General features: G+C 63.7%; 13 protein-coding genes. 6 read left to right on the top strand and 7 right to left on the bottom strand.

All coding sequences use genetic code 11. From position 1 onward, the window contains the following. Positions 1-571 precede the first annotated feature (571 nt). Both LOY26_RS20605 and LOY26_RS20600 read left to right on the top strand, forming a co-directional pair. Positions 572-1,270, top strand: a complete 699-nt coding sequence (locus tag LOY26_RS20605) for a response regulator transcription factor (RefSeq protein WP_186658282.1) — start codon at positions 572-574, stop codon at positions 1,268-1,270. After that, a complete protein-coding gene (locus tag LOY26_RS20600; RefSeq protein ID WP_186658285.1) occupies positions 1,267-2,874 on the top strand; it encodes an ATP-binding protein in 1,608 nt (535 codons plus the stop codon). The genes LOY26_RS20605 and LOY26_RS20600 overlap by 4 nt, the downstream gene beginning before the upstream one ends. 3 nt (positions 2,875-2,877) lie before the next feature. Here LOY26_RS20600 and LOY26_RS20595 read toward each other — a convergent pair whose 3' ends face one another. Both LOY26_RS20595 and LOY26_RS20590 read right to left on the bottom strand, forming a co-directional pair. Continuing rightward, positions 2,878-3,579 (bottom strand): 4'-phosphopantetheinyl transferase, encoded by a 702-nt coding sequence (locus LOY26_RS20595; protein WP_258714046.1) that lies wholly within the window; start codon positions 3,577-3,579, stop codon positions 2,878-2,880. A 74-nt stretch (positions 3,580-3,653) separates the two neighbouring features. Next, positions 3,654-4,445, bottom strand: a complete 792-nt coding sequence (locus LOY26_RS20590; RefSeq protein ID WP_033699881.1) for a dienelactone hydrolase family protein — start codon at positions 4,443-4,445, stop codon at positions 3,654-3,656. 131 nt (positions 4,446-4,576) lie between these two features. Here LOY26_RS20590 and LOY26_RS20585 point away from each other — a divergent pair, with 131 nt between their 5' ends. From LOY26_RS20585 to LOY26_RS20570, 4 genes are all read left to right on the top strand, one after another. Further along, positions 4,577-5,182, top strand: coding sequence for an outer membrane protein (locus tag LOY26_RS20585; RefSeq protein WP_033699880.1), 606 nt, complete (start codon positions 4,577-4,579; stop codon positions 5,180-5,182). 80 nt (positions 5,183-5,262) lie between these two features. Next, positions 5,263-5,940 carry a response regulator gene (locus LOY26_RS20580; RefSeq protein ID WP_033699878.1) on the top strand — a complete coding sequence of 226 codons (678 nt, stop codon included), beginning with the start codon at positions 5,263-5,265 and terminating at the stop codon, positions 5,938-5,940. Next, the gene (locus LOY26_RS20575) at positions 5,937-7,283 is read left to right on the top strand and encodes an ATP-binding protein (RefSeq protein ID WP_033699876.1); all 1,347 of its coding nucleotides are present in this window, start codon (positions 5,937-5,939) and stop codon (positions 7,281-7,283) included. Before LOY26_RS20580 ends, LOY26_RS20575 begins: the two co-directional genes overlap by 4 nt. Before the next feature lie 324 nt (positions 7,284-7,607). Next, on the top strand, positions 7,608-8,930 hold the full coding sequence (locus LOY26_RS20570) for a dicarboxylate/amino acid:cation symporter (RefSeq protein ID WP_186658288.1): 1,323 nt from the start codon (positions 7,608-7,610) through the stop codon (positions 8,928-8,930). Between the two features lie 57 nt (positions 8,931-8,987). Here the strand turns inward: LOY26_RS20570 and tsaA are convergent, their stop codons facing one another. From tsaA to rimO, 5 genes are all read right to left on the bottom strand, one after another. Next, on the bottom strand, positions 8,988-9,683 hold the full coding sequence (tsaA, locus tag LOY26_RS20565) for a tRNA (N6-threonylcarbamoyladenosine(37)-N6)-methyltransferase TrmO (RefSeq protein ID WP_047583258.1): 696 nt from the start codon (positions 9,681-9,683) through the stop codon (positions 8,988-8,990). A 6-nt stretch (positions 9,684-9,689) separates the two neighbouring features. Further along, positions 9,690-10,151 carry a DUF1456 family protein gene (locus LOY26_RS20560; RefSeq protein ID WP_186658291.1) on the bottom strand — a complete coding sequence of 154 codons (462 nt, stop codon included), beginning with the start codon at positions 10,149-10,151 and terminating at the stop codon, positions 9,690-9,692. Positions 10,152-10,200: 49 nt separating this feature from the next. Continuing rightward, a complete protein-coding gene (locus LOY26_RS20555; RefSeq protein WP_033699870.1) occupies positions 10,201-10,911 on the bottom strand; it encodes an rRNA pseudouridine synthase in 711 nt (236 codons plus the stop codon). 112 nt (positions 10,912-11,023) lie between these two features. Further along, positions 11,024-11,482 carry a GNAT family N-acetyltransferase gene (locus tag LOY26_RS20550; protein ID WP_033699869.1) on the bottom strand — a complete coding sequence of 153 codons (459 nt, stop codon included), beginning with the start codon at positions 11,480-11,482 and terminating at the stop codon, positions 11,024-11,026. A gap of 111 nt (positions 11,483-11,593) precedes the next feature. Next, positions 11,594-12,925: a 30S ribosomal protein S12 methylthiotransferase RimO gene (gene rimO / locus LOY26_RS20545; protein ID WP_033699866.1), complete on the bottom strand. Its 1,332-nt coding sequence runs from the start codon at positions 12,923-12,925 to the stop codon at positions 11,594-11,596. Between the last annotated feature and the right edge of the window lie 9 nt (positions 12,926-12,934).

Genomic DNA, 12,934 nt, shown 5'->3' with positions numbered 1-12,934 from the left:
CGTTCCGTCCACTTGCTCGATCACCTGGCGGGGGATGCGTCATGCGCGCGCATCCGCCCGCTCGGGCGTACCGACTTCGGGACAGACTCAGGAATAAGGGGCAATAGCTTGCCGCTCCCTGGCCGAAGTCAAAGGCTTTGGGCTGAGCCCAAAAGCTGTTGCAGTTCAGTACTCCGCTGGAGCGGTATGGCTGGTCAGATCACCTGAAGTTCAACCGTAAAATCGAATAATTTGCCGGGTTGACTTTTGTGTGTGATTTTGCACGAACCCCAACATCTAGTGGTTCGCTGCGATCGGGATACAAGATAATGCGGTATTGGGGTCTTTGCAAGGCGAGCGCCTGTGGATAAGTTGTGCGTACTTTGTGGGTATGGCCTGTAGGCCTTGTGCCAAGTGGTTTGCAGTATTTTTCTTTCGCTCGCTGCCCCAAGGCAGAATTTTGAGGGCGCGAACCCTACCACAAAAAACGGTTCAGTCCAGTGGCTTGTGCGGCACCGCTGGCCGGTTGGCAGTACCCGGGGCGGCACGTAGTATCGGCCACAGAACAACAACAATTGCAAAGGCACAGGCAATGGACCAACCCGCACCGCGCATCCTCATCGTTGAAGACGACCAGCGCCTGGCCGAACTCACGGCCGAATACCTGCAGGCCAACGGCTTCGATGTGGCCGTCGAGGGCGATGGTGGCCGCGCCGTGCGGCGAATCGTCGACAGCCAGCCCGACCTGGTGGTGCTCGACCTCATGCTGCCCGGTGAAGACGGCCTGAGCATCTGCCGCCGGGTACGCAGCCAGTACGCGGGCGCGATCCTCATGCTCACCGCCCGCAGCGACGAGCTCGACCAGGTGCAGGGGCTGGACCTGGGCGCCGACGACTATGTCTGCAAACCTGTGCGCCCGCGCTTGCTGCTGGCCCGTATCCAGGCCCTGCTGCGGCGCAGCGAGGCGCCGGAAAGCAAGCGCCAGGCCCTGGCCTTTGGTGCGCTGCGCATCGACAACCGCCTGCGCGAAGCCCGGCTGGGCGAGCAGCTGATAGACCTGACCGGCGCCGAATTCGACCTGCTCTGGTTGCTGGCCAGCAACGCCGGCCGGGTGCTGTCGCGCGAGCAACTGTTCACCGCCCTGCGCGGTGTCGGCTACGACGGCCAGGACCGCTCCATCGATGTGCGCATCTCCAAGATTCGCCCCAAGATCGGTGACGACCCGGTCCACCCACGCCTGATCAAGACCCTGCGCAGCAAGGGCTACCTGTTCGTCGGCGAGGCGCCATGAACAACTCGATCTTTCTGCGCATCTATGGCGGCATGCTCGCCGTGCTGGTGCTGGTGGCGCTGCTCGGCGTGCTCAGCCTGCACCTGGTCAACGAAGTGCGCGCCGCCCAGCACCGCGAGGGCCTGGCCCAGGGTACCTTCAGCCTGATGGCTGACAACCTGGCCGGGCAGAACGAAACCGAACGCAAGCGCTCGCTGCTGATGTGGGAGCGCCTGCTCGGGGTGCCGCTGGCGCTGCAGCCGATGTCGGCGCGTACCCTCGATGGCGGCCAGCGTGCCCGCCTGTACCGTGGCCTGGTGGTGGTCGAGAAGACCGGCCCGCACGCCGCCCAGGTGCTGCGCAAGGTCGGCCGCGAGGAGGTGCTGCTGGTGGCCCAAGTGAAGCAGGTCAGCGAGCAACTGGCGCGGGCCACCCTTTATCTGTTGGCCGACGAACTGGTGCGTTACCCGGTTACCGAGCAGCAGCAACGCCTGGCGCAGCTCAAGCAGAGCAAGGGCTTTGGTTTTGACATTGCCCTGCAGCGCCTGGAGCGGGTTGGCCTGGATGACGACCAGCGGCGCCGGGTCGAGGAGGGCGACACGGTCATGGCCCTGGGCAAGGATGGCGATTCTATCCGGGTATTCGCCGGGCTGTCGGGCTCGCCCTGGGTGCTGGAAATCGGCCCGTTGCATCAGTTGAACCCCTATCCGCCGCAGTTGCTGATCTTGATCGCCTTCCTTGGGCTGTGCCTGATCGGGCTGGTGGTGTACCTGCTGGTGCGTCAGCTGGAGCGGCGTGTGTCGGGGTTGGAGGTTGCCGCCACGCGTATTGCCCAGGGCAGCCTCGACACGCGGGTACCGGCTGGCGATGCCGACTCGGTCGGGCGCCTGGCTGCGGCATTCAACGGCATGGCCGAACATTTGCAGCGCTCGCTGACCATGCAGCGCGAGCTGGTGCGGGCGGTGTCCCACGAGCTGCGCACGCCGGTGGCGCGGCTGCGTTTTGGCCTGGAGATGATAGAGACCGCGAGCACTGAGCAGGCCCGTGCCAAACACTTGGCTGGCATGGATGGCGACATCCAGGACCTGGACAAGCTGGTCGATGAAATGCTGACTTACGCACGGCTTGAGCAAGGCGCACCGGCCCTGAAGTTCCAGCGGGTCGACCTGGATGCGTTGCTGGACCGGGTGATCGAAGAGCTGGCGCCGCTGCGCGCTGAAATCAAGGTGGTGCGCGGCGCATGCCAAGGGGATGAAAGCGATGGCGCCTGGGTCGAAGCCGAGCCGCGCTACCTGCACCGGGCCCTGCAAAACCTGGTGAGCAATGCCATGCGCCATGCCGAGGCCGAGGTGCGCCTGAGCTACCAGTTGGGCCAGCAACGCTGCCGGGTCGACGTGGAAGACGACGGCCCGGGTATCCCGGAAGGGGTCTGGGACCGCATCTTCACGCCCTTCACCCGGCTCGACGACAGCCGCACCCGTGCGTCGGGCGGGCATGGCCTGGGCCTGTCGATCGTTCGGCGGATCATCTACTGGCACGCAGGCCGGGCCACGGTAGGGCGCAGCGAAACCCTCGGCGGTGCCTGCTTCAGCCTGAGCTGGCCGCGGGCACAGGCGCCGCTGTAGGGCTCAGACGCTGATCAGGCTGAGCAGGTGGCCGTCCTGAAGGCAGAACTGGCCTTGCAGCTCGGTGCCCTGCTGCCACTCGGCCGATAGGTCGGTGAGCAGGCGCAGACGGGCCAGGCCCGCGGCCGACCATTCCAGCACCTCGGCGTGCTCGAAATAGAAACGCTGGCGGGTCAGCGGGTAGAGGGTCTTGAACAGGCTTTCCTTGAGCGAGAAGGTCAGGGTCACTGCCAGGCCGAGCTGGCGGCGGTCCAGGCGCTCTATTTCGGCGGGCGTGAGGATTTCGGCCAGCAGGCGCTCGGCGCGTTCGTCGTCCAGCAGCGCTTCCTGGTCCAGGCCCAGGCCGCGGCAACTGCCCTGGCCGGCGACCACGGCGGCGGCCCAGCCTTTGCCGTGGGTGATCGAGCCGTGAATGCCGGCGGGCCAGATGGGCGAGCGGTCTTCATGGCTGGCTGGCACGTAGTTGCGGCCGTCCAGGCGTTGCAGCGCGGCACGGGCGCAGACACGGCCGGCCAGGTACTCGGCCTGGCGCTTGGCCACCGAGCGTTGCAGGCTGGCGCTGGGGACGATGCCGGCACGCTGGAAGTCGTCGGCAGCCAGGCGGGCGGGGTCGAAGGCGCAACTGACCAGCACCGCACCTGGCAGCGGGCGGGGCAGGGGCCAGTGGTGCTGAAGCGGGGCGCAGCAGGTGGGGAGTGTGTTCATGGGGGGTATTGTGCCAGCCGTAGCGGCTGTAGGGGAGGTGGGCGCGTCGGGGGCGCTTGCGCCCCCAGCGATCATTACTGGAACGCCTTCTTGAAGAACGCCTGCATATCCTTCCACGAGCTTTCATCAGCCGCTTTGTTGTAACCAATGTCCGGCCCGCCATGCTCGCCATGGCTCAAGCGGTCGGCATCCGGGTTGGTAAACCCATGCTTGGCCTCAGGAATACTGACGAACTGGTAATTGACCTTGGCTGCGTCCATTTCCGCCTTGAACGCTGCAACCTGCTCCTCGGTCACCATGCTGTCTGCCGCGCCGTGCTCGACCAGTATGTCGGCCCTGACCACGCCGGGCTTGGCCGGGGTCTGTGTGGCCAATGCCCCATGGAAACTCACCACGCCGTCCAGCTTCTCACCCCGGCGCGCCGCATCGAGCACCACCTTGCCGCCAAAGCAGTAACCCACGGCGCCCAATTGGTGTTTGTTCACGTTGGGCTGCTTTTTCAGCAACTCAAGGCCTGCGTCGAAGCGCGCGGCCGCCGCTGCCGGGTCTTTCATTGCCTCGGCCATGAATGCCTGGGCATCCTGCGGATGCTCGGTGTGCTTGCCATCGCCGTACATGTCGATGGCCAGCGCTTTATAGCCCAGGGCCGCCAGGTCGCGGGCGCGGCGCTTGGCATAGTCGTTCAGGCCCCACCATTCATGCACCACGACGATGCCCGGGCGCTTGTCGTCCAGCGCATCGTCATAGGCGTAGTAGCCGACAAAGCGCTTGCCTTCGTCGTCCTGGTAGGGGATATCGCGGGTCACCACTTGCGCCTGGGCAAGGGCGGCGCTGCACATCAGGGTCAAGGCCAGCAGGGCACGCATGTTCACTACTCCTTGTTCATCGCAAACGGTTCGTTCAGCCGCGGTTCAGCCAGGGTTCAGTCACGGTTCAGGGTGCCCTCCTTACTCTAGCTTCCAGACCGAAACAGCGCATCCAACTGGAGTACGAAGCCATGAAATCCTTCAACACCCTGCTCGCTGCCATGGCCGTTTGCGCCGCTGGCATCACCACCGTCCAGGCCGCCGATGACAATTTCGCCAGCCTGACCTACGGCCAGACCAGCGACAAAGTCCGCAAGTCCGGCCTGCTGCAGCGCAACACCGACAACCTGAACGCCGACGGCATCATCGGCAAGGACGACACCTGGGGTGTGCGTCTGGGCAAAATCAATGACCAGGGTCGCTACTACATGACCTACGACAACGTCTCGGGCGACCACAGCGGCCTCAAGCTGCGCCAGGAAAACCTGCTGGGCAGCTATGACCTGTTCCTGCCGGTGGGCGACACCACCAAGCTGTTCGGCGGTGGCAGCCTGGGCATGACCAAGCTGACCCAGGATTCGCCAGGTGCCAGCCGTGATACCGACTACGGCTACGCGGTCGGCCTGCAGGCCGGTGTGATCCAGGAGATTACCGACAAGGCGTCGGTGGAACTGGGCTACCGTTACCTGCGCACCAATGCCGCGACCGAAGTCGGCCAAAGCGGTGGGCCCAAGGACGGCACCCTGCGCCTGACCAGCAGTGCACAGACGTATCTGTCGGCCAACTACAAGTTCTGAGGTAGTTGTTATCCTGTACTGCCCTGTGCGCGGGTAAACCCGCGCACAGGGCAGTACAGGCCATATAAAAGGAGCTGCACATGAAACTGCTGGTGGTCGAGGACGAAGCCCTGCTTCGCCATCACCTCTACACGCGCCTGGGCGAAAGCGGCCATGTGGTCGAGGCGGTGGCCGATGCCGAAGAAGCGCTGTACCAGGCCGAGCAGTACCACTTTGACCTGGCCGTGATCGACCTGGGGCTGCCGGGCATGAGCGGCCTCGAACTCATTGGTCGCCTGCGCAGCCAGGACAAGACCTTCCCCATTCTCATCCTCACCGCCCGTGGCAACTGGCAGGACAAGGTCGAAGGCCTGGCCGCCGGTGCCGACGACTACCTGGTCAAGCCCTTCCAGTTCGAAGAGCTCGAAGCGCGCCTCAACGCCCTGCTGCGCCGCTCCAGCGGTTTCACCCAGTCGACCATCGCCGCCGGGCCACTGGTACTCGACCTCAACCGCAAGCAGGCGACCCTGGACGATCAGCCCCTGGCCCTGACCGCCTACGAATACCGCATCCTCGAATACCTCATGCGCCATCACCAGCAGGTGGTGGCCAAGGACCGCCTGATGGAGCAGCTGTACCCGGGCGATGAGGAGCGTGACCCCAATGTCATCGAAGTGCTGGTCGGGCGCCTGCGTCGCAAGCTCGAGGGCGAACGAGGCTTCAAGCCCATCGATACGGTACGTGGCCTGGGTTACCTGTTCACCGAGCGCTGCCGATGATCCGTTCCCTGCGGGTGCGCCTGATGCTGGCGGCCGCAGTGCTGGCGCTGCTGTTCATGCTGGCGCTGCTGCCTGCCTTGCAGAAGGCCTTCAGCCTTGCCCTGCAGGAATCCATCGAGCAACGCCTGGCCTCGGACGTGACCACGTTGATCTCCGCAGCACGCATCGAACACGGCCAGTTGCAGATGCCGACACTGTTGCCGGACGAGCGCTACAACCTGCCGTACACCGGCCTGCTTGGCTATATCTTTGACCGTGAAGGCCATCTGGTGTGGCAGTCGCGGGCCACTGCAGACCAGAACGTCAACTACCGGCCACGCTACGACGGGCGTGGCAACGAATTCGCCCGCATCCACCAAGGCGATGGCGAAGAGTTCTTCGTCTATGACGTCGAAATAAAACTGCTCGGCGGCCAGAGTGCGGCCTACAGCATCGTTGCGCTGCAACCGGTGCGCGAGTACCAGCACACCCTCGATGGCCTGCGTGAAAAGCTCTACCTGGGCTTTGGCGCAGCCCTGCTGGCGCTGCTGGTACTGCTGTGGGCTGGCCTGACCTGGGGCCTGCGTTCGCTGCGGCGGCTGAGCCGGGAGCTGGACGAGGTCGAGGCTGGCGCGCGTGATGGGTTGAGCCGCGAGCACCCGCGTGAACTGCTGCGCCTGACCGGTTCGTTGAACCGCCTGTTGCACAGCGAGCGTGAACAACGCCAGCGCTACCGAGATTCCCTGGATGACCTGGCGCATAGCCTCAAGACACCGCTGGCGGTGTTGCAGGGGGTGGGCGAGAGCCTGCGCCAGCGCAGTGGTGAGCGCGAGCAGGCGCGGGTGCTGCAAAGCCAGATCGAGCGCATGAGCCAGCAGATCGACTATCAACTGCAGCGCGCCAGTTTGCGCAAGAGCGGCCTGGTGCGCCACAGCGTGCACCTCAAGCCATTGCTCGACAGCTTGTGCAGCACGCTGGACAAGGTCTATCGGGACAAGCGCGTCAGCGTGCTGCTGGAAATACCCGAGGCCGCGCAGGTGCCGATGGAGCAGGGCGCCTTATTGGAACTGCTCGGCAACCTGCTGGAGAACGCCTACCGGTTGAGCCTGGGCCAGGTGCGGGTGAGCCTGGAACAAGCGCCAGGCCAACTGACCCTGTGCATCGAGGACGATGGGCCCGGGGTGCCGGCCGATCAGCGCGAGCGCATTCTTGAGCGCGGCGAGCGGCTGGACAGCCAACACCCGGGGCAGGGCATCGGCCTGGCGGTGGTCAAGGATATCGTCGACAGCTATGACGCCAGCTTGAGCCTGGGGGATTCGCCACTGGGCGGCGCGGCGTTCCGGGTCACCTTCAGGCTGGATTGACGTGCGGCCAGGGGCTGCCCTTTCGCGGGGGAACCCATAGCGGGCGGATTCCCGCCATCATCCCCTGTACAAAATCCGCCACCGGGCGGATATCCGCCAGCCTTCCTCAGCATTTTCGCCCTGTCGTTGGGCAGTGACCCCTAGCAAACAGTGCCTTTGCACCCTTCATGGGCATTTTGGCATTGCCCTTGCTATTGATCCTGGCAGAGGCCTGCAAAGGCAACTCGAACACAACGACAAATCCCTCCAAGTGCAGGAGGGTTAGCGATTCAGGTGCCCTCACCCTGGGAAGGGTGAAAACCGGCACACTTGAGGAAATTAGCCATGACGACACGTCAGCCGCTGTACAAATCCCTGTATATCCAGGTGTTGGTCGCCATCACCATCGGCATCCTGCTCGGCCACTTCTATCCTGAAACCGGTGTCGCCCTCAAACCGCTGGGTGACGGGTTCGTCAAACTGATCAAGATGGTCATCGCCCCCATCATCTTCTGCACCGTGGTCAGTGGCATCGCTGGCATGCAGAGCATGAAGTCGGTAGGCAAGACCGGCGGCTACGCGCTCCTGTACTTTGAAATCGTCTCCACCATCGCCCTGATCATCGGCCTCGTCGTCGTCAACGTGGTCAAGCCGGGCGCTGGCATGCACATCGACGTCACCACCCTGAACGCCAGCAGCGTGGCCGCTTATGCCGCCGCCGGCGCGCAGCAGACCACCGTTGGCTTCCTGCTCAATATCATCCCCAACACCGTGGTCGGTGCCTTCGCCAACGGCGACATCCTGCAAGTGCTGATGTTCTCGGTGATCTTCGGCTTCGCCCTGCATCGCCTGGGCAGCTACGGCAAGCCGGTGCTGGACCTGATCGACCGCTTCGCCCATGTCATGTTCAACATCATCAACATGATCATGAAGCTGGCCCCGGTCGGTGCCTTCGGTGCCATGGCCTTCACCATCGGCCAGTACGGCGTGGGTTCGCTGGTGCAGCTGGGCTACCTGATGGCCTGCTTCTACGTGACCTGCCTGCTGTTCGTCCTGGTGGTGCTCGGTGGTATCTGCCGCGCCCACGGCTTCAGCGTCATCAAGCTGATCCGCTACATCCGTGAAGAGCTGATGATCGTGCTGGGCACGTCCTCCTCCGAGTCCGCCTTGCCCCGCATGCTGGCCAAGATGGAGCGCCTGGGTGCGAAGAAATCCGTGGTTGGCCTGGTCATCCCGACCGGTTACTCGTTCAACCTCGACGGTACTTCGATCTACCTGACCATGGCCGCTGTGTTCATCGCCCAGGCGACTGACACCACCATGGACATCACCCACCAGATCACCCTGCTGCTGGTGCTGCTGGTGGCCTCCAAAGGCGCTGCTGGTGTAACCGGTTCGGGCTTCATCGTACTGGCCGCTACGTTGTCTGCTGTTGGCCACCTGCCGGTTGCCGGCCTGGCGCTGATCCTCGGCATCGACCGCTTCATGTCCGAAGCCCGCGCCCTGACCAACCTGGTTGGCAACGCTGTCGCTACCGTGGTCGTGGCCAAGTGGGTCAACGAAATGGACAACGACAAGCTGGCCTCGGAACTGGCTTCCGGTGGCGCACCGCTGGAAGATACCCGCCCGACCGACGACCTCGGCGTGGCCGAAGGCCCGGCTCGCTGATCGCGCAACTGAAATGAAAAAGGCGACCTTCGGGTCGCCTTTTTCGTGGTGGGTCGATCAACAGTCCTGGACCACTTCCAGCACCCGGATCAGCGTGGGCTGCGGATAATGCCAGCGCACCTGCACATCCCAGAACTTCACCCCGTACACCCGCTCCGCAGGTGGCACCTGATACGCCGGCCGCGGGTCTTGCCCCAGGCACTGCTCGATCAGTTCCACCAGCGGCTCACCCAGGCGCAGTGCATGCGCGCGGGCCTGGGGCAGGGCATTGTCGTGCCACTGCACGGCGATTGCGTCAGGCGCTTCGCTGGCCATCAGGTTGCTGGCGCCGGCAACACTGTCGGCGTACGGTACGTAGGGCTTGATATCCAGCACTGGGGTGCCATCGAGCAAGTCGATCCCGGACAGCAGCAGGCGCCCAGGCTCAACGCCCTCCAGGCGTACCACCGACTGGCCGATACCGTTGGGCCTGTGGGTGGCGCGGGTGGCGAACACCCCCATGCTCTTGTTGCCGCCAAGGCGGGGTGGTCGCACTTTCAGGCGTGGTTTGTCTTCCAGGGCCTGGTGAAACAGAAACAACAACCACACATGGCTGACCTGTTCCAGCCCCGCCACTGCATCACCCTGGTCGAACGGCGGCAGCAACTCCAGCACACCACGCGCCGCCGGTGCCAACTGCGGCTGGCGCGGGATGGCGAACTTTTCCTTGAAGCACGAGCGGACGATGCCGACCGGTGAAACCGTATGCTGCATGGCCACTCAGCCGCGCACGCGCAGGGTCAGGCCCTTGAGGAAGTTGCGCAGCAACTGGTCGCCGCACGGGCGGTAGTTGTCATGGCCGACTTTGCGGAACAAGGCGCTGAGTTCGGGTTTGGAGACCGGGAACTTGACCGAATTGAGGATGACATGCAGGTCTTCTTCCTTGAGTTCGAACGCTACCCGCAGTTTTTTCAGGATGGTGTTGTTGGTCACCGGCAGCTCCACCGGCTGGGCCGGGCGGCTGTCGTCCTTGCCGCGACGGTGAATCACCAGGCCATCCAGAAAGTGCGCCATGACCGGGTCAGGGCAGCGCACGAAGCCGGGCTCTTCTTCTTTCTTGACGTAGCTGGCCAAGGCCTCGGCGCTGACCTCCAGGCCAGACAGCTTGATGATGCCCACCATCTTGGCATCATTGATCTTGAGCATGTAGCGCAGGCTGCGCAGTACATCGTTGTGGTTCATTTGACTCGAATCCTGTTCTGAGCCGTGCCATCTGGCGCGGCGGTATTGCTTAGAAACGTTCGCTGGCGGCCATGTAACGCCACTGTGCCAGTGGCAGCTTGCCCATGGACACACCGCCCAGCCGAATGCGGCGCATGCTGATGATCTGCAGGCGCAGGCTGGCGCACAGCTCGGAGATCTGCCCCGGTTGCGGGTTTTTCAAGGCCAGGCGCAGGTGGGTTTCGTTCTGCCAGCTGGCTTTGGCCTTGGGCAGTTCACGGTCGTTGCGCATGATGCCGCGGGCCAGGCGCTCCAGCGCCTGTGGCGTGGCTTCGCCGCTTACTTCGATGATGTATTCCTGCTCCAGGCGCCGCAGGTCTGCGTCGATCTTGCGGGCAACCCGCCAATCCTGGGTGAACACCTGCAGGCCGCTGGCGCCGCGCTCCAGCGGGGCAATGCAGGACAACTTGGTGAAATGCCCATGCAATGGCCGTACGCCTTCACGGTGCGCCTCGCTGAGGCTGTCCATGGTCATGCTGATACGCGCCGACTCGGTGTCCAGGCCAGCAGGCTGGTTGAGCAGCAGGGTGACGGGCTCAAGGCTGTCGGCACGCGCGCCAGGTAGCAGCGCGACCTGCTGGCCGTCGACCTTGAACTGCGGCTGCTCGACCACCACGCCATCGACCGTGACCCAGCCGCCTTCGATATACAGCTCGGCTTCGCGGCGGGAGCAGCCGAACTGCTCGATAAGGCGTTTGGACAGGCGGACGGGCTCAGACATGACGGTGATTCGCAAAGGCAGGGAAAGGCCGCCATTGTACCTGCCTGAGCGGTCGAGGGGCTCGGAATCTGTGTCATTTACGCCGTTTTGGCGAGACAACACGGCAGGCGGCTCAGGCCCCTGTGCGGATCAGCCGCAGGTGCAGCAAGGGGTAGGGCTGCCCCAGCCCATCGGTCTGCGAGCGGCCGACCACCTCGAAGCCTTCGTGCAGATAGAACCCCAGCGCCTGCGGGTTCTGCTCGTTGACGTCCAGGCGTTCGGCATTGAGTTCGTCGATGGCGTAGCGCAGCAGCCGCTTGCCAATGCCCATGCCACGGCAGGCGGGCGCGACGAACAGCATGTCGACCTGCCTGTTGGACACGCCGGCAAAGCCCTGTATGCGTTGCTGGCTGTCCTTGCTGCAGATCAGCATCACTGCGTCCAGGTAATGGCGCAGTACATGCTCGCGAAGCAGGACGATATAGGCATCAGGCAGGAAGTCATGGGTCGCGCGCACCGAGTCCTCCCAGACCTGGGTCAGCTCGGGGTAGTCGCTAAGATGAGGGGTTTGTAGCGTCGATACCTGGCGCATCCGTGTATTCCTCTAGGGGATTGAGGAAAACATAGATGTAAAAACCAGAGGGGGCCTGGCGGATGTTGGGGCTGCAAACGCAGCCCCGGGCATTTCACACCTATACGCCGATCAGACAGGCTCAGCCCACATGTCGTATTCGTCGGCATCCACCACCCGGCAACGCACTTTGTCGCCTGGCTTGAAGCCGTGGTCGCCATCGATGAACACGCTGCCGTCGATTTCCGGCGCGTCGAAGAAGCTACGGCCCACCGAACCTTGCTCTTCGACTTCGTCGATCAGCACTTCGATCTCCTTGCCGATGCGCAGTTGCAGGCGGGCGCTGCTGATGGCCTGCTGATGGGCCATGAAGCGGTCCCAACGGTCCTGCTTGACCTCATCCGGTACTTCATCAAGGCCCAGGTCATTGGCCGGGGCACCTTCGACAGGCGAGTACTGGAAGCAGCCGACGCGGTCGAGCTGGGCTTCGGTCAGCCAGTCGAGCAGGTACTGGAAGTCTTCTTCGGTTTCGCCGGGGAAGCCGACGATGAAGGTCGAGCGGATCACCAGCTCAGGGCACTGCTCGCGCCAGTTCTTGATGCGCGCTAGGGTACGGTCTTCGAAGGCCGGGCGCTTCATCGCCTTGAGCACCTTGGGGCTGGCGTGCTGGAACGGGATGTCCAGGTACGGCAGGATCTTGCCGGCGGCCATCAGCGGGATCACGTCGTCGACGTTCGGGTACGGGTATACATAGTGCAGGCGCACCCAGGCGCCCAGGCTGCTCAGCGCTTCGCACAGCTCGAGCATACGGGTCTTGACCGGGCGGCCGTTCCAGAAGTCGGTCTTGTACTTGACGTCGACACCGTAGGCGCTGGTGTCCTGGGAAATCACCAGGATCTCCTTGACGCCGGCCTTGACCAGGCGCTCGGCCTCGCTCAGCACTTCGCCAACCGGGCGGCTGACCAGCTTGCCGCGCATCGACGGGATGATGCAGAAGCTGCAGCTGTGGTTGCAGCCTTCGGAAATCTTCAGGTAGGCATAGTGGCGCGGCGTCAGCTTGACGCCCTGCGGCGGCACCAGGTCGATCAGCGGGTTGTGGTCCTGGCGCGGTGGCACTACCTGGTGCACGGCGTTGACCACTTGCTCGTACTGCTGGGGGCCGGTCACCGACAACACGCTTGGGTGCACATCGCGGATGCTGCCTTCCTCGACACCCATGCAGCCGGTGACGATGACCTTGCCGTTTTCCTTGATGGCTTCACCGATCACTTCAAGCGACTCGGCCTTGGCGCTGTCGATGAAGCCGCAGGTGTTGACCACCACCACGTCGGCGTCCTCGTAGGTAGGCACGACTTCATAACCTTCCATGCGCAGCTGGGTCAGAATGCGCTCGGAATCGACCAGGGCTTTTGGGCAACCCAGGCTTACGAAACCTACCTTGGGAGTGGCGGGAGTGGTGGACATGACTAACCT

Origin of the sequence: Pseudomonas sp. B21-047, assembly GCF_024748775.1 — a bacterium.
Taxonomy (GTDB): Bacteria; Pseudomonadota; Gammaproteobacteria; order Pseudomonadales; family Pseudomonadaceae; genus Aquipseudomonas; species Aquipseudomonas capeferrum.
This window is presented reverse-complemented; position numbering and strand designations above follow the sequence as displayed.